Here is a 16909-nt window from a genome sequence, read left to right on the forward strand (position 1 = left end):
ACGCGCCGGGTCAGCCCGCCACGACCGGGGGCCGGCGGTCGGCCCAGGGGAGGGCCCGCTCGAGGTCTCCGGCGATCGCGACGAGGGTGGACTCGTCGGCGTAGGGGGCGATGAGCTGGACGCCGATCGGCCACCCCTCCTCGGTGCTGCCCAGTGGCAGGCTGATGGCGGGGTTGCCGGTCGCGTTCGACAGCGCCGTGAACCCGGCGGTGCTGAAGATGTGGTCGTACCACCCGCGGGCGTCGAGGGAGTCGTCGTCGGCGTCGAGGTGTCCGGCGGCGGTGTTGGGCACGTTCATCGTCGGGGTGAGGACGAGGTCGTAGGTCTGGTGGAAGGCTGCGACCGCCCGCCGGGTCGTGTTGAACACCCGCTCGGCGGCGTAGATGTCGGCAGCCCGCATGGTCCGGCCCAGCTCGGCGCACACCCGGACGGTCGCCTCCAGGCTGTCGGGGCCCGCCTCGAACCCGAGCGCCGCGCACATGGAGTCGATGCCGTCGGCGAGGAAGGAGCACCAGGCGACGAGGTTGGCGTCGTCGAAGGCGACGGCGTCGATCTCGGGTGCCGCCCGCTCGACGTGGTGGCCCAGTCCCTCGAGTGTCGTGGCGACGGACCCGGCCGCGGCGATGCAACGGCGGTCCACCGGGCCGTGCCCGGAGAACGGCTCGGTGTGCAGGGCGATCCGCAATGGCCTGCTGCCGGCACCGACCTCGGCGGCATACGGGCGCACGGGGTCGGGCAGGCGGTAGCGGTCGCCGGGCTCGTGGCCGTGGACGGCGTCGAGGAGGCCTGCGCAGTCGCGCACGGTCCGGGTGAGCGCGAACTCGATCCCGAGGCCGCGCAGCGGGTCGGAGTGGTCCGGGCCGGGGGAGACCCGGCCCTGGCTGGGCTTGAGCCCGACGAGCCCGCACGCCGCCGCGGGAATCCGGATGGAGCCGCCGCCGTCGTTGCCGTGGGCGACCGGCAGCGCGCGGGCCGCGACGAGAGCGGCCGAACCGCCGCTCGACCCACCCGGGCTGCGGTCGAGGTCCCAGGGGTTGCGGACCGAACCTGTCGCGAGGGCCTCCGTGTTGGCGTTGAAGCCGAGCTCGGGGGTTGCGGTGAGGCCGAGGGTCGCGAAGCCGGCGCGACGGAACCGCGCCATCAGGTGCGTGTCCTGCGGCATCGCCACACCGGGGCCGAGCAGGCGGCTGCCCGAGCGGGTCGGCACCCCGGCGGCGTGGATGATGAGGTCCTTGATCGCGAAGGGCACCCCGGCGAACGGGCCGTCGGCGGCGTGGTCGAGCGGTCGGTCGAAGGGGCCGTCGACGAGCCCGTTGAGCTCCGGTTGCACGGCGTGGAGCGCGGCGACGGCGGCCCGGGTCACCTCGTCGGGGTGCAGTTCCCCGCTGCGGATCAGGTCTGCGAGACCGGTCGCGTCGAGGTCGGTGTACTCGCTGAGCTCCATTGCTGTCCTCCGTCGGTGTCTGCGGGGGCGAAAGCTAGGCGCGGCACCGGCGGCGGAGATCGGTCGATTGACGGATGCGGTTCGAGGGGTAGCGTCGTCGGCCATGACCGCGCTGGCTGCGGCCCAGGACCTCAGGTCGTTCCTGCGGCGCAACGGCAGCCGGACCGTCGGGTCGGCGCTCGCCGTCGCCGAGGGGCTCCGGGAGATCGTGCCGTCGGACTGCCTGGCTCTGTCGGTGTGGGATCCGGCGCTGGGCCGCCACCGTGCGCTCGCGTCGTCCTACCCGTCGGTGCTGACCGGCTTCCTCGACGAGGACATGCACTCCGACCCGCTGTTCGGGCTGGTCAGGAGGACCGGCACGCCGACGAGGGTCCGCGACCTGCCGGTGCAGCGCCGTCGCGGTGACATCTTCGAGCTGGTCATCCTGCCCAACGGGTTCCGTGACGGCGTGACGCAGTGCCTGTTCGCGGCCGACGGCCGCTACGTCGGCATGCTCAACGCAAGCACGCTCGACGCCCGTCATCCCGACGACGACACCGTCGCGCTGCTCGCCCTGCTGGGCCCCGAGCTCGGCGCCGCACTGGATCCGGTACCGCTGCCCGAGCCGCTCACCGCGCGGCTGGGTGACGGGCTCACCGAGGGCATGATCGTCGGGCCGGGAAGGCGGGTGATGCCGCTGTCGGCGCGTCCGCGTCCCGAGCTGCTCGCGCCACCGTCGGCGCTGCTCGCCGAGCTCGGGCGGCTTCGCGGGCCGGTCCGCCGGTTGCTGGCGCACAGCGGCACGGTCCACGCGATCGACGCATATCCCACGCGTGAGGGCGTCGTCGTCCTCCATCGGGAGGTGCCACCGCCTGCCGGCCTGACGATGCGTGAGCTGCAGGTCCTCTCCGCGATGGCAGGGGGAGGGAGCAACGCCGAGATCGCCGCCGCGCTGGGGGTCGGGGTGCGCACGGTGGGTACCCACGTCGAGCACGTCCTGGCGAAGACCGGCTGCCGCACCCGTGCCGAGGCCGCGGCCCGGGCAGCGACGTGGGGTCTGCGGTGGGGTCCCGGACCGTCGTAGGGCGCAGCGACACACCCGGCCGGGCCCGACCTGCTCCGCGCTGATGACGGTGGGCGCCCGGCGGCGACGGCGCACGATCCCTTCTGTTGTCAACCTATCAATGACACGCCGAAGTCGATCTTGCTGTGGTCGACCCACAGCGCCGGACAAGAACGGCCTACGACGAGGGGCCCCGACGCCGGTCGCGTCGGGGCCCCTCGGGGTGTGCGGGAGGTCAGCCGCGGAGCATGCCGCGCAGCACGTACTGGAGGATGCCGCCGTTGCGGTAGTAGTCCGCCTCGCCGGGGGTGTCGATGCGGACGACCGCGTCGAACTCCACCTTCTCGCCGGAGGACCGGGTCGCGGTCACGTGGACCGTCCGCGGGGTGGCGCCGGAGTTGAGCTCCTCGATGCCGACGATGTCGAAGGTCTCCGTGCCGTCGAGCCCGAGCGAGGACGCCGACTCGCCCGCGGGGAACTGCAGCGGGACGACGCCCATGCCGATCAGGTTCGAGCGGTGGATGCGCTCGAACGACTCGACGATCACGGCCTTCACGCCGAGCAGCGCGGTGCCCTTGGCCGCCCAGTCGCGCGACGACCCGGAGCCGTACTCCTTGCCGCCCAGGACGACCAGGGGAGTACCCGCGGCCGCATAGTTCTGCGCGGCGTCGTAGATGAACGCCTGCGGCGCGTCGTCCTGGGTGAAGTCGCGGGTGTAGCCACCGGAGACGTCGTCGAGGAGCTGGTTCTTGAGGCGGATGTTCGCGAACGTGCCGCGGATCATCACCTCGTGGTTGCCGCGCCGGGAGCCGAAGGAGTTGTAGTCCTTCTTGCCGACGCCGTTCTCGTCAAGGTAGACCGCGGCCGGGGTGCCCGGCTTGATCGAGCCGGCAGGGGAGATGTGGTCGGTGGTGACCGAGTCCCCGAGGAGGGCGAGCACGCGGGCACCCGCGATGTCGGTCACCGGGGACGGCTCCGGCTGCATGCCCTCGAAGTACGGGGGCCTGCGCACGTAGGTCGACGTCGGGTCCCAATCGAAGGTGCGGCCCTCCGGCGTGGACAGCGAGCGCCAGCGGTCGTCGCCGCGGAACACGTCGGCGTAGCTCTTGGTGAACATCTTCTCGTCGATGGCGCCGTCCATGACGGCGTTGATCTCCTCCGTCGACGGCCAGATGTCGCGCAGGAAGACGTCGGCGCCGTCGGTGTCCTGGCCGAGCGGCTGGGTCTCGAAGTCGAAGTCCATCGTCCCGGCCAGCGCGTACGCGACGACCAGGGGAGGGGACGCGAGGTAGTTCATCTTGATGTCGGGGTTGATCCGGCCCTCGAAGTTCCGGTTGCCCGACAGCACCGAGACGACGCTGAGGTCGGCCTCGTTGACCGCGGCGGAGATCTCCTCGGGCAGCGGGCCCGAGTTGCCGATGCAGGTCGTGCAGCCGTAGCCGACGAGGTTGTAGCCCAGCTTGTCGAGGTAGGGCCAGAGTCCGGCCTTCTCGTAGTAGTCGGTGACGACCTGCGAGCCGGGCGCCATCGAGGTCTTGACCCACGGCTTGACCGTGAGGCCCTTCTCGACGGCCTTCTTGGCCAGCAGGGCGGCGCCGAGCATGACCGACGGGTTCGAGGTGTTGGTGCACGAGGTGATCGACGCGATGACGACGGCGCCGTGGTCGAGGACGAAGTCACCCCGCGAGCCGGTGACCGGAGTCGGCTTCGACGGACGTCCCTCGCAGCCCTGGGCGGCCGAGAAGACGACCGGGGCCGCCTCGTGGCCGGAGGGGGACGTCGCCGGGGCGTCGCTGGCGGGGAAGGACTCGTCGGACGACTCGTCGACGCCCGAGAGCTGCTCGGCGACGGCGTCGGTGGTGTAGTCCTGCACGGATGCCCGGAAGGCGGTCTTCGCCGCGGTCAGCGCGATGCGGTCCTGCGGGCGCTTCGGGCCGGAGATCGACGGGACGACCGTCGACAGGTCGAGCTCCATGGTGTCGGAGAACGTCGGCTCGGCGGCCGGGTCGAGCCAGAGCCCCTGCTCCTTGGCGTACGCCTCCACCAGGGCGATCTGCTCGGCGGAGCGTCCGGTGAGGGTGAGGTAGCGGATCGTCTCGTCGTCGATCGGGAAGATCGCGGCGGTGGAGCCGAACTCGGGGCTCATGTTGCCGATGGTGGCGCGGTTGGCCAGCGGGACGGCGGTGACCCCGGCGCCGTAGAACTCGACGAACTTGCCGACGACGCCCCGCTTGCGCAGCATCTCGGTGATCGTGAGGACGACGTCGGTGGCGGTGACGCCGGTGGGGATCTCGCCGGTGAGCTTGAAGCCCAGGACCTGCGGGATCAGCATCGAGACGGGCTGGCCGAGCATGGCCGCCTCGGCCTCGATGCCGCCGACGCCCCAGCCCAGCACGCCGAGGCCGTTGACCATCGTGGTGTGGGAGTCGGTGCCGACGAGGGTGTCGGGGTAGGCCTGGCCGCCCCGGGCCATCACGGTGCGCGCGAGGTGCTCGATGTTGACCTGGTGCACGATGCCGGTGCCGGGCGGGACGACCTTGAACTCGTCGAAGGCGCCCTGGCCCCAGCGCAGGAACTGGTAGCGCTCCTTGTTGCGGCCGTACTCGAACTCGATGTTCTTCTCGAACGCGTCCGAGGTGCCGAAGAAGTCGATCATCACCGAGTGGTCGATGACGAGCTCGGCGGGCGCGAGGGGGTTGACCTTGGCGGGGTCGCCGCCCATCTCCGTGACGGCCTCACGCATGGTGGCGAGGTCGACGACGCAGGGGACGCCGGTGAAGTCCTGCATGATCACCCGGGCGGGGGTGAACTGGATCTCGGTGTCGGGCTCGGCCTTCGGGTCCCAGCTCGCCAGTGCCCGGATGTGGTCGGCGGTGACGTTGGCGCCGTCCTCGGTGCGGAGCAGGTTCTCGAGCAGGACCTTGAGGCTGTACGGGAGCTTGTCGGCGCCGTCGACGGCGGAGAGCCGGAAGATCTCGTACTCGTCGCCGCCGACGTCGAGTGTCCCCTTGGCTCCGAAGCTGTCGGTGCTGGCCACGATGGCACTACCTCCTGGCGTGGTGGGCGCGGTTCGGCGCGTGTCGGGCCCGTTCGTGGTGGTCGGCGGACCCGTCTACCTGTAAACAGTACGCCCGTCCTACATAGAGGTCGAGCGGGGCCACCCCCGACACACGACGGCGGGGCACGGGCAGTGTGCACCCGTGCCCCGCCGTCGGCAGGAGCGGCCGTCCCTCGTCGGGGCGGTGGCCCACCGGCTCAGTTGCCGGCGAGTGCCATGAGGTCCTTGACGTCCTGGGGCTCCAGCACCCCGAGGATGTCGCCGTAGGCCTGGATCAGGGTCTGCGACGGGCTGACGTACCAGGAACCGCCCTCCTCGACCGTGAGCACCTTCACGTTGAGCACGGCCGACACCAGCTTGGGCAGCACACGCTGCACCGAGGCGGGCAGGCTCGACGTCGTCGAGCCGAGACCGAGCTGGCGAACCAGGTCGGTGCTGCAGAACTGCTGCGACGAGCCCTGCACCTCGACGGCGAGGCAGTCGTTCGTCCGGGTCACGGTGATCTGCTGGCCGCCGCCCTCGGTGATGACCAGCTTCTTGAGCTGCAGGGCCGTCATGCCGCGCACGGTGCTCGACTCGGTCTCCAGCGACTGCACCTGCAGCCCGGACGGGGTGCTGCGACCCGCGGCGTCGATGATCGCCTGGCCCGCGTCATGGACGACGGCGAGCTCGGTCGGCGGGGCCAGCTCGACGAGACGACGGGCGTTCTGGTCCATGAGCGCCTGGACGGTCTGCTTGAGCGCGTCCTCCGCGCTCGAACCGCCGCGGGCCTCGATCGACGTCGCCGGCCAGGCCTTCTTCTCCTCGTGCAGCGCGTAGTCGGCGACGGTGTAGAAGAGGCTGACGTACCACTTGCCGTCGACCTGGACGGTCGCGATGCGGATCGGCTCGCCGTTCTTGCGGACCTCCTCGGCGATGTCGATCGTGTTGGTCTCCGCGCCGGGGACGCCGTTCTTGAAGACGCGGTTCTTGAAGTCGTCGGTGAACGGGATCTTGGCCGGATCCTGGTTCAGCGTGATCGTGCCCGAGACCAGCTTGTTGATGACGACGTTGTCGCGCACCTTCTCCTGGGCGCCCTCGTCGAACGTGAGGTCCTTGAACTCGACGGTCCCGAGCGACGAGGTCGTGTCGGCGTCGGGCTTGAGGATCTCCAGCCGCTTGAGCTGGTCGCCCAGGACCTGGTTCATGTCGGTGGCCAGCGACAGCTCGGCGGGGTGGAGCGTCTTCATCGCACCGAGGTAGTCGTCGGTGCTGAGGTCCTGCGCGAGCAGGGTGACTGCGTCGTTCGGGGTGCCTGCGCCACGGTTGCCGAAGACGGTGAACCCGATCAGGACGCCTGCGGCGACGACGATGACCGCGATCAGGGCGGTGATGATCGGCCAGCGCTTGCGCTTCGGCGGCTGCGGCGGCGGGCCCGCCGGGGGGCCGAACGCGGGCGGCGGGGGAGGCCCACCGGAGCCGTCCTGTCCCCACTGGCCGGCGGGGGCCGGCGCTCCGGACCAGCCGCCGCCCGCGGGGTACTGCGCGGTCTGTGGCCCGCCCTGCCAGCCGCCCTGCTGGGGCTGCTGCGGATAGCCGCCCTGCTGGGGGTAGCCGCCCTGCTGCGGGTGTCCGCCCTGCTGGGGGTAGGCGTTCTGGTCCCATGCCTGGGCCGGCGGCGGCCACTGCTGACCTCCGGGCTGGGCCCCCCAGCCCTGTTGCCCACCCTGCGGCCACGGCTGCCCGGGGGGCATCGCTCCACGGCCCTGCTCGTCGGTCATGAGTCCCCTCGGTCCTGCTCGCTCGGGCCGCCTGCTGCGACCGCGCCGAATCGTCCGTCGAATCGTCCAGGCCTCGCCTGTGGCACGGAATGGGGTCAGCACTACGTCTGGAATGCCCGTCAGGGGTGCTAGCTCCCCCGTGCGGGACGGAGGGTATCCGTTACGCCATGTGGTGGAAGTTCACACGGGGAAGCGTGTGACGGTTGGGAACACGTCGCTCGAATGGCACAGTCTGCCCGGCCTCCCAGGTGATCAAGGGGGGCCGGATGAGGAGGGGTCGTGCGGGTCGGGCGCGCGGTGCTCGTGGTGGTGCTGGCCGCCGCGTTGACGGTCACCGTGGGGATCCCGGCGGCGTTCGCGCAGCCGTCTCCGCCGCCACCGCCGAACCCCAGCAACCAGGACCTGCAGAACAGTCGCGATGCGGTGAACGGGCGGTCCGCGCAGGTCGCCCAGCTCACCGGACGGCTCGCCGACCTCCAGGCCCAGGCCGACGACCTCCAGATCCAGGTCGCGGAACAGCACGAGTCGGCCAACGCCGCCCAGGACAGCTACGACTCCGCGCAGTCGGCCGCCGACGCCGCCGCGCAGCGGGCGCAACAGGCACGCTCGGAGACCGAGGCCGCAGGCGCGTCGATCGACGCCGCGCGGACCCGCCTCGACGACTTCATCGTCTCCACATATCAAGGTGGTCTCGATCTGGGACCCCTCGGGCTGCTGACGTCGTCGAGCGGGCCGGAGGACTTCGTCGACCGTGCCCAGCTGACCGAGGCGATCACCCAGCAGCAGACCTCGGCCCTCGACGCGCTGCAGCGCGCCCGCGCCGAGAAGGCCAACGCCGACTCGACCGCCCGTGCCGCCCAGGAGGAGGCCGATCGGCAGGCCGCGGCCGCCGCCTCGGCGAAGCAGGCTGCCGACGCCGCGCTCGACCAGGCCCGGCAGGCCGCCGCCGCGCAGGCCCAGCGCCTGCAGGACGTGTCGGCGCAGCAGGCCGACGTACAGCGCCAGCTCGACGCCGCCGAGAACTCCGACGCGGGTCTGCGTGCGCAGCGCCAGCGCTTCGACGACTGGCAGCGCCGGCAGGCCGAGGCCGAGGCGGCCCGCCAGCGCGCCGAGCAGCAGGCCGCCGCGGCCCGCGCCGGCACGGCCCCACCCCCGTCGTCACCGTCGGTGCCGCGCACCGGTGGCTCGGTGCAGACCGTCATCGACCGCGCGATGTCGCAGCTCGGCGTCATCTACGCCTGGGGCGGCGGCACCGCGCGGGGACCGAGCCTCGGCATCCGCGACGGCGGCGTCGCCGACGCCAACGGCGACTACAAGAAGATCGGTTTCGACTGCTCCGGGCTGATGCTCTACGCGTTCGCAGGCGTCGGTATCCGGCTGCCGCGCTACAGCGGAAACCAGCACGCGGCAGGCAGGCAGGTCCCGCTGTCGCAGATGAGGCCCGGCGACATGCTGGCCTGGGCACGCAACGGCCGCGTCTACCACATCGCGCTCTACATCGGGAACGGCAAGATGGTCGAGGCGCCGTACTCGGGCGCGCGGGTCAGGGTGAGCCCGGTGCGGTACGCGGGTCTGCTGCCGACCGTCGCGAGGATGCTCTGAGGGTTCACCGTCCTCACACGGTGCAGACGGTTGGATGGTCGGCGTGAGCGTGCCCGAGTCCGTGCCCCCCGGTCCGCCCGCGTCGCAGGACGTGTCGCCGAGTCTCGCGAAGCCCGACCCCGGCCCCCCGCCGCCCGCGAAGGACGCGGAGCTGATCGAGCGTGTCGTGTTCGAGGTGAAGCGCGTCATCGTCGGGCAGGACCAGCTCGTCGAACGCATGCTGGTCGGGCTGCTGGCCAAGGGGCACCTGCTCATCGAGGGCGTGCCCGGCGTCGCGAAGACCCTGGCCGTGGAGACGGTCGCGAAGGTCGTCGGCGGCTCGTTCTCGCGGCTGCAGTTCACCCCCGACCTCGTGCCCGCCGACATCCTCGGCACCCGCATCTACCGGCAGGGCCGCGAGGAGTTCGACGTCGAGCTCGGCCCGGTCGTCGCCAACTTCGTGCTCGCCGACGAGATCAACCGCGCACCGGCCAAGGTGCAGTCGGCGATGCTCGAGGTCATGGCCGAGCGGCACGTGTCGATCGGCGGGCGCACCTTCCCGATGCCCGACCCGTTCCTCGTGCTGGCCACCCAGAACCCCATCGAGAACGAGGGGGTCTATCCGCTGCCCGAGGCGCAGCGCGACCGCTTCCTGTTCAAGATCGTCGTCGACTACCCGGGCGTCGAGGAGGAGCGTGAGATCGTCTACCGGATGGGCTCGGAGCCGCCGGTCGCCGGTCAGGTCATCGACCCGGCGGTGCTGGTCCGGCTGCAGGGCACCGCGTCGCGGGTGTTCGTGCACCATGCCCTGGTCGACTACGTGGTCCGGCTCGTGGTGGCGACGCGGACGCCCGCCGAGCACGGCCTTGCCGATGTCGCGGGCTGGGTGTCCTACGGTGCCTCCCCGCGCGCCACACTCGGCATCGTCGCTGCCGCACGCGCGCTGGCGCTGCTGCGGGGGCGCGACTACGTGCTGCCGCAGGACGTGCTCGACGTCGCCCCCGACGTGCTGCGCCACCGTCTCGTCCTGTCCTACGACGCGGTGGCCGACCAGGTGCCCGTCGATCACATCGTGGCGCGGGTGCTGCAGACGGTGCCGTTGCCGCAGGTCAGCGCGCGGCCGCAGTACAGCCCGGCCGGCGCAGCGACGTGACCGGCGACGCCGCCTCCGGTGCGGCGCCGCCCGTCGCCGCGGTGTCTCCGCAGGCCCCCGCCGGTACCCGCCGGCGTGCAACGGCGCCGCCATCGTTGCGCGACGGCCGGCTCGAGGCCGCGCTGCGCAACCTGGAGCTGACTGTCCGGGGTCGCCTCGACGGGCTGCTGCAGGGCAACCACCTGGGCCTCGTGCCCGGGCCCGGCAGCGAGCCGGGGGAGGCGCGGGTCTACCAGCCGGGCGACGACGTGCGCCGCATGGACTGGGCCGTCACCGCGCGCACCACCGAGGCCCACATCCGGGAGACCGTCGCCGACCGTGAGCTGGAGACGTGGGTGGTGCTCGACCTGTCGCCCAGCCTCGACCTGGGCACCGCGTCGTGCGAGAAGCGCGACCTCGCCGTGGCCGCGGTGGCCGCGATCGCGCACCTGACCCGCGGCGGCGGCAACCGCATCGGCGCGGTCGTCGCGACGGGGGAGCAGACCGTCCGCATCCCGGCCCGCAGTGGGACCGCGCACGCCCGCGGGCTCGTCCGGCGTGCGGCGGAGCTGCCCCGCGCCCCCGAGGGCACCCGTGGCGACCTGGCGGAGGCCGTCGAGCAGCTGCGCCGTCCGCCACGGCGGCGCGGGCTCGCCGTCGTGGTGTCGGACTTCCTGGGCGAGCCGACGTGGGAACGCGCGATGCGCGGCCTGTCGGCCCGCCACGACCTGCTCGCCGTCGAGGTGCTCGACCCGAGCGAGCTCGACCTGCCCGACGCCGGGACCGTCGTCCTCGCCGACCCCGAGACCGGCCGTCAGCGCGAGGTCCAGGTGACGCCGCTGTTGCGCCGGGAGTTCGCCGCCGCCGCGAGCGCGCACCGCGACCGGGTCGCCACCACCCTGCGCCGGTGCGGCGCGGCGCAGCTCACCCTGCGCACCGACTCCGACTGGATCGCCGACATCGTGCGTTTCGTGCTGGCCCGCAAGCGCACCTGGTCCGGAGGCGGCCGGTGACGTTCGCGTACCCGTGGTGGCTGCTCGCCCTGCTCGTCGTCGCCGCGCTCGTCGCGGGATACGTGTGGCTGCTGCGCCGGCGTCGTCGCGACGTCGTGAAGTTCACCAACCTGGAGCTGCTCGACAGCGTCGCCCCGAAACGTCCCGGCTGGTACCGGCACGTCCCGGCCGCGGCGATGATCCTCGCGCTCGCCGTGCTGGTGATCGCGATCGCCGGGCCGCAGGCCGACGCCCGGGTGCCCCGCAACCGCGCCACCGTGGTCCTGGTGATCGACGTCTCGCTGTCGATGCAGGCCACCGACGTCGCCCCCAACCGGCTCGCGGCGGCACAGGCCGCCGCGAAGTCGTTCGCCGACCAGCTCACCCCGGGCATCAACCTCGGCCTCGTCTCGTTCTCGGGCACCGCCGCGGTGCTGGTGTCGCCGACGACCGACCGGACCGCGGTCAAACAGGCCGTCGACGGGCTGAAACTGTCGGAGTCCACCGCCACCGGTGAGGCCATCTTCGCGGCGCTCCAGTCGATCGACTCGTTCTCCCGCACCGTCGCCGCGTCCGGCGCGGAGGGCCCGCCGCCCGCCCGGATCGTGCTGATGAGCGACGGCAAGCAGACCGTCCCCGGCCCCGACGGCGAGAACGAGCCGCGCGGCTCCTTCACCGCGGCCCGCCAGGCGGCCACCGAGAAGATCCCTGTGTCGACGATCTCCTTCGGCACCGAGTACGGCACGATCGACATCGAGGGCGGCCGAACCCGCGTCGCCGTCGACGACGCGTCGATGCAGGAGATCGCCTCCCTGTCGGGCGGGCAGTTCTTCACCGCGGCGTCGGAAGCCGAGCTGCGGCAGGTGTATTCCGAGCTCGGGGAGCAGATCGGCTACGAGACGCGCCGCGTCGACACCAGCCGGCCCTGGCTGATGGGCGGGGCGCTGCTGCTCGTCGTCGGGCTGGGAGCGGGCATCGTGATGGGGCGCAGGCTGCCCTGACGGGCGGTCCGGACCGCCGGCCCGGTGCACTAGGTTCTGTCGTCGTGGGACGAAGCGTGCTGGTGACCGGAGGAAACCGCGGAATCGGGCTGGCGATCGCGACAGCGTTCGCCGCCCAGGGCGACAAGGTGGCGGTGACGTACCGGAGCGGAGTCGACGGCCTCCCCGACGACCTGCTGCCCGTGCAGTGCGACGTCACCGACGCCGAGGCCGTCGACCGGGCGTTCACCGAGGTCGAGGAGAAGCACGGCGCCGTGCAGGTGCTGGTGTCCAACGCCGGCATCACCGACGACGGGCTGCTCATGCGGATGAGCGAGGACTCCTTCACCCGCGTCATCGACGCCAACCTCACCGCCGCCTACCGCGTCGCCAAGCGGGCGTCGCGCGGCATGCTGCGCGCCAAGGGCGGCCGCATGATCTTCGTCTCGTCCGTCGTCGGCCTGCTGGGCTCGGCCGGCCAGGTCAACTACGCGGCTTCCAAGGCCGGCCTCGTCGGCCTCGCCCGCTCCGTCGCCCGCGAGCTGGGCTCGCGCGGCATCACCGCCAACGTCGTGGCACCCGGGTTCGTCGACACCGACATGACCCGTGCGCTGCCCGATGCCCGCCGCGCCGAGATCGTCGCCCAGGTGCCGCTGGGCCGTTACGCCGCGGTCGAGGAGGTCGCCTCCGCCGTCACCTGGCTGGGCTCCGAGCAGGCCGGGTACGTCACGGGGGCCGTCATCCCCGTCGACGGCGGCCTCGGCATGGGCCACTGACCTTCCCTCTCCCTCCCCCAAGAAAGGGTCCTCATGGGACTGCTCGACGGTAAGCGCCTGCTGGTCACCGGTGTGATCACCGACGCCTCGCTGGCGTTCCACGCGGCGAAGATCGCCCAGGAACAGGGCGCCCAGGTGATCCTCACCGGGTTCGGCCGGATGCGGCTCGTCGAGCGCATCGCGCAGCGGCTGCCCGAGGCCGCTCCGGTCGTCGAGCTCGACGTCTCCGACCAGGCGCAGCTCGACACGCTGGTCGAGCGCATCAGCCCGCACCTCGGTGACGAGCCCGGCCTCGACGGCGTGCTGCACTCCATCGGCTTCGCCCCCGCGACGTGCCTGGGCGAGGGTGCGTTCATGAACGCGCCGTGGGAGGACGTCGCCACGACGATCCAGGTCAGCGCGTACTCGTTCAAGTCGCTGGCCACGTCGCTGCTGCCGCTGCTCGGCCCGGGCTCGTCGGTCGTCGGGATGGACTTCGACAACCGTCAGGCCTGGCCCGCCTACGACTGGATGGGCGTCGCGAAGTCGACGCTGGAGTCGGTCACCCGCTACCTCGCGCGGGACCTGGGCCCCAAGGGGATCCGGGTCAACCTGTGCGCCGCTGGTCCGGTGAAGACGATGGCCGCCAAGTCGATCCCCGGTTTCGCGGCCTTCGAGGACGCCTGGGACGGCCGCGCGCCGCTGGGCTGGGACGTCAACGACCCGACACCCGTCGCGAAGACCGTGTGCGCCATGTTGTCCGACTGGCTGCCCGTCACCACCGGCTCGATGGTGATGGCGGACGGCGGGTTCCACGCGATCGGGGTTTGATAGACGCGTGGACGTCGACGCGCTGCTGGTGCTCTCGTTCGGTGGCCCCGAGGGCCTCGACGAGGTGCGACCATTCCTCGAGAACGTCGTGCGCGGGCGCAACGTACCGCCCGAACGGCTCGACGAGGTCGAGGCGCACTACACGCCGTTCGGCGGGGTGTCCCCGATCAACGCCCGCAACCGCGAGCTGATCGACGCCGTCCGCAAACGGGTCGACGTGCCCGTCTACTTCGGCAACCGCAACTGGCACCCGATGGTCGAGGACACCGTCGCGGAGATGACCCGCGACGGCGTCCGGCGGGCACTCGTGTTCGCCACCAGCGCCTACGGCGGCTACTCGGCGTGCCGCCAGTACCACGAGGACATCGCCCGGGCCCGTGCCGCCGTCGGGGAGGGCGCACCGGAGCTGGTGAAGCTGCGCCACTTCTACGACCATCCCGCGTTCATCGACGCCAACGCAGACGCCGTGCGCGTTGCCCGGGAGTCGCTGCCCGCGCAGCTGCGTGAGCACGCCCGGGTGGTGTTCACCGCGCACTCGATCCCGGTGGCGGCCGACGAGACCGACGGTGTCCCGGCCGAGGGCAACCACCGCTACTCCCGGCAGGTCACCGAAGCGGCGCGGCTCGTCGCCACCGAGCTGGGTCTCGACGACTACGACCTGGTCTGGCAGTCGCGTTCCGGGCCGCCGCAGGTGCCGTGGCTGACCCCCGAACCGGAGCCGACGGTGGAGGCCCTCGCCGCTGCGGGGGTGCCGGCGATCGTCATGGCGCCCATCGGTTTCGTGTCCGACCACGTCGAGGTCGTGTGGGATCTCGACGAGGAGCTGCGCGAGCTGGCGGTCGGGTCGGGCATGGGATTCGCGCGGGCCGCGACCGCAGGGCCGGACCCGCGGTTCGCGGACATGGTCGTCGAGCTGATGGCCGAGCACACCGGTGGTGTGGCCCCGCGTGGCACGGGCACGGTCCCGCGGGCGGGGTGCACCGTCAACGGTGCCCCGTGCGCGGTGGACTGCTGCGTCCCACGGCCCCGCCGGAGACCGGGCACCTGAGCCCCGGCACCTGAGCCGGCCTGATGTCGAGGCCGGCGCAACAGCGTCGGAGCCGCCGAGTTCGACAAACGGACCGGCTCCCAGGGTCGGCCTGACCGGTCCTGTGTCGAGTTCGGCGCAGTGGGGGGTGTCGGAGGCCCGCTCGGTCAGGCCGGAGGGGGCGCCTGTCGTGCGGCGGCGATGGCCGCGGCGACGAGGTCGGCCGCTGTCGTGTCCCGGGTGCGCATCCCGCGGTCGTAGTGCTCGGTCGTCGTGATCGAGGCGTGCCCGACGTCGGCGCGCACGTGCTGGATGCGGGCGTCCTGCTCGAGTGCGATCGTCACGTAGGCGTGGCGCAGGGCGTGCGGGTGGATGTGGTCGGCGACGTCGGCCAGCTCGGGGCCGGCCGCGGCGGCGACGCGGCGCAGCAGCCGGTACAGGTCGACGCGCGAACAGCGGTTGCCGTCGCGGGTGGCGACGAGGGGAGTGGTGTCGGCTCGCGGCGTCCCGCGCCGGGCCGGGGTCGCCGTTGCGCCGACCCGGTCTCGCTCGGCCAGATAATCGGACAGTGCCTGCCGCGCGAGGTCGGTCACGTAGACCTCCCGCCGCACCCCTCCTTTGCCGTGCACTCGTAACACCTGGTCACCGCCGGTGCGGATGAGATCGTCACGATCAAGGCCGGTGAGCTCGGAGATCCGCAGCCCCAGGGTCAGCAGGGCGACGACGGCGCGGGCCCGCGTCGCGTAGAGGGTCCGCAGTGCCGGGGCCGGGCCGTGCGGCAGTGATGCCGACGCGTCGAGGAGGGCCCCGACCTGACCGGCGGTGAGCCGGATCGTCGGCGACGGCTCCCGGGTGCTGATGACGAGCCCCAGCCGTCGACGGTCGATGGCCGCCGGGTTGGCCGTGACGGCACCGGTCTCGGCGAGGTGGCCGTAGAGCGCGGACAGCGTGGCGAGCATCCGCTGCCGGGTCCGGCGCGCCGCGCCGGCCGCGGACAGGGCGTGCAACCAGGCCTTGACGTGCGCGGACGTCGCGCGCCGGGGGTCGAGGTCGCGGGTGGCGCACCAGCGGAACCAGGCGAGGGCGTGCAGGGGGCCGCGTGGGGCGGCGGGCGGCGTGGCTCGTCCGTCGCGGGCGGGCGGACCGTCGGAGCCGCCGAGGGAGTCGACCCATGCGATCGGCAGCCCCAGTGCGTAGGCGTAGGTGCGCCGGGTCCCGGCGTTGTCGTACTGGGAGAACCAGTCGAGCAGCTGTGCGCGCAGGGCGTCCGGATCGGCGACCCCGGGCCACTGCGGCGCGTCGAGGGTCGCGACGGCTCGGTCCGGCGCCGGTGCGGCGCCTGCTTCCAGGACGAGCAGGGGGTCGTCGATCACGTGCCCATCCTCGTCCCGCCCGGCCCTCCGGACGCGATGCCGCGCCGATGCACCAACGAAACGATGGTTTCGTTGGTCGTCATGTTCGTGCGATGAAACACCAAACTGGTTCGGCAGTTTTGTAACTGCAAACGAGTATGGTTCAACGATGATCGACGAGCTGGTCAGATGCGGATACAGCCGCTGCCGCGCCGAACTGCCGCCTCCCGGACCGCAGGGCGGGCGACGTCGTTCCTTCTGTCGCGACACCCGATGGGACGGCGGCCGCAGCTGTGCCCAGATGGCCCGCGCCGAACGCGACGCGCTGACCTCCCTCGGCCTCGACGCCGGCTCCGGTGCGTTCCGGCTCGACGCCGACCGGTTGCGCGAGCACCTCGACGCGCTCCGCGGGCCCGTCGACGAGCTGCGGGGGATGCTCGACGGCGTCGCCGCCCGTCTCGACGAGGTGCAGCGAGACGCCGTCGCCGCCGTCGACGCCGCGCACCAGCAGGTCGCGGAGGCCGACCGGGCACGCCTCGCGGCGGAGGAGCAGCGTGACGAGGCCGTCGCCCGGGCCCGGCGCAGCGCCGAGGACGCGGACAAGGCGGCCGCCGACCGCGCCGACGCCGTCGCCCGCGCCCAGGCCGCCGCCCGGCAGGCCCTCGACGCCACCGAAGCGCTCGGCGCGGCCCGTCAGGCGGCGGAGGAGTCGGCGGCAGTCCGCGCCGCCGCCGAGGAACGCGCCACCGCCGCGGACGCGCGGGCCGTTGCGGCGCAACGGGAGGCACAGGAAGCGGGGCTCACTGCGCGGGAGGCACTGGGGGAGCGGGACGCCGCCCGCGCCCGCGCCGAGGAGGCATTGACCGCGGCAGCCGCGGCGCGCGACGAGGTGGACGCGTCACGGGCGGCCACGGCTGCGGCGACCGCGGACGCGGCGGGCGCCCGCGCCGCCGCC

12 protein-coding genes and 1 pseudogene are annotated in these 16909 nt (G+C 72.5%); 9 read left to right on the top strand and 4 right to left on the bottom strand.

What is annotated here, in order from left to right; genetic code table 11:
* Positions 1 to 10: 10 nt before the first annotated feature.
* On the bottom strand, positions 11 to 1444 hold the full coding sequence (locus tag TOK_RS27540; RefSeq protein WP_098960917.1) for an amidase: 1434 nt from the start codon (positions 1442 to 1444) through the stop codon (positions 11 to 13).
* Positions 1445 to 1547: 103 nt separating this feature from the next.
* Between TOK_RS27540 and TOK_RS34495 the strand changes: the two genes are divergently transcribed.
* Positions 1548 to 2507, top strand: coding sequence for a helix-turn-helix transcriptional regulator (locus TOK_RS34495; protein WP_098960918.1), 960 nt, complete (start codon positions 1548 to 1550; stop codon positions 2505 to 2507).
* A 214-nt stretch (positions 2508 to 2721) separates the two neighbouring features.
* Here TOK_RS34495 and TOK_RS27550 read toward each other — a convergent pair whose 3' ends face one another.
* Positions 2722 to 5523 (bottom strand): aconitate hydratase, encoded by a 2802-nt coding sequence (locus TOK_RS27550; RefSeq protein ID WP_172457815.1) that lies wholly within the window; start codon positions 5521 to 5523, stop codon positions 2722 to 2724.
* A gap of 218 nt (positions 5524 to 5741) precedes the next feature.
* Positions 5742 to 7304, bottom strand: coding sequence for a flagellar basal body protein FliL (locus tag TOK_RS27555; RefSeq protein ID WP_098960920.1), 1563 nt, complete (start codon positions 7302 to 7304; stop codon positions 5742 to 5744).
* Between the two features lie 279 nt (positions 7305 to 7583).
* Between TOK_RS27555 and TOK_RS27560 the strand changes: the two genes are divergently transcribed.
* The 7 genes from TOK_RS27560 (at position 7584) to TOK_RS27590 (ending at position 14623) form a co-directional block, all read left to right on the top strand.
* Complete coding sequence (locus tag TOK_RS27560; RefSeq protein ID WP_098960921.1) at positions 7584 to 8906, top strand: NlpC/P60 family protein; 1323 nt, start codon at positions 7584 to 7586, stop codon at positions 8904 to 8906.
* Between the two features lie 91 nt (positions 8907 to 8997).
* Positions 8998 to 10038: a MoxR family ATPase gene (locus tag TOK_RS27565; protein WP_098960936.1), complete on the top strand. Its 1041-nt coding sequence runs from the start codon at positions 8998 to 9000 to the stop codon at positions 10036 to 10038.
* Between the two features lie 41 nt (positions 10039 to 10079).
* Positions 10080 to 11030, top strand: coding sequence for a DUF58 domain-containing protein (locus TOK_RS27570; protein WP_098960937.1), 951 nt, complete (start codon positions 10080 to 10082; stop codon positions 11028 to 11030).
* Positions 11027 to 12010, top strand: a complete 984-nt coding sequence (locus TOK_RS27575; protein WP_098960922.1) for a VWA domain-containing protein — start codon at positions 11027 to 11029, stop codon at positions 12008 to 12010. Before TOK_RS27570 ends, TOK_RS27575 begins: the two co-directional genes overlap by 4 nt.
* Positions 12011 to 12054: 44 nt before the next feature.
* Complete coding sequence (gene fabG, locus TOK_RS27580; RefSeq protein ID WP_098960923.1) at positions 12055 to 12765, top strand: 3-oxoacyl-ACP reductase FabG; 711 nt, start codon at positions 12055 to 12057, stop codon at positions 12763 to 12765.
* Positions 12766 to 12798: 33 nt separating this feature from the next.
* Positions 12799 to 13575: an enoyl-ACP reductase FabI gene (gene fabI, locus TOK_RS27585; RefSeq protein ID WP_098960924.1), complete on the top strand. Its 777-nt coding sequence runs from the start codon at positions 12799 to 12801 to the stop codon at positions 13573 to 13575.
* A gap of 7 nt (positions 13576 to 13582) precedes the next feature.
* Complete coding sequence (locus TOK_RS27590) at positions 13583 to 14623, top strand: ferrochelatase (protein WP_098960925.1); 1041 nt, start codon at positions 13583 to 13585, stop codon at positions 14621 to 14623.
* A gap of 146 nt (positions 14624 to 14769) precedes the next feature.
* Here TOK_RS27590 and TOK_RS27595 read toward each other — a convergent pair whose 3' ends face one another.
* The gene (locus TOK_RS27595) at positions 14770 to 15975 is read right to left on the bottom strand and encodes a tyrosine-type recombinase/integrase (RefSeq protein WP_098960926.1); all 1206 of its coding nucleotides are present in this window, start codon (positions 15973 to 15975) and stop codon (positions 14770 to 14772) included.
* Between the two features lie 148 nt (positions 15976 to 16123).
* Here TOK_RS27595 and TOK_RS27600 point away from each other — a divergent pair.
* Positions 16124 to 16909 (top strand): annotated as a pseudogene (locus tag TOK_RS27600) (hypothetical protein); the annotation flags it as partial.

The organism is Pseudonocardia sp. N23 (genome assembly GCF_002583555.1).
In the GTDB taxonomy this organism is placed as follows: Bacteria; Actinomycetota; Actinomycetes; order Mycobacteriales; family Pseudonocardiaceae; genus Pseudonocardia.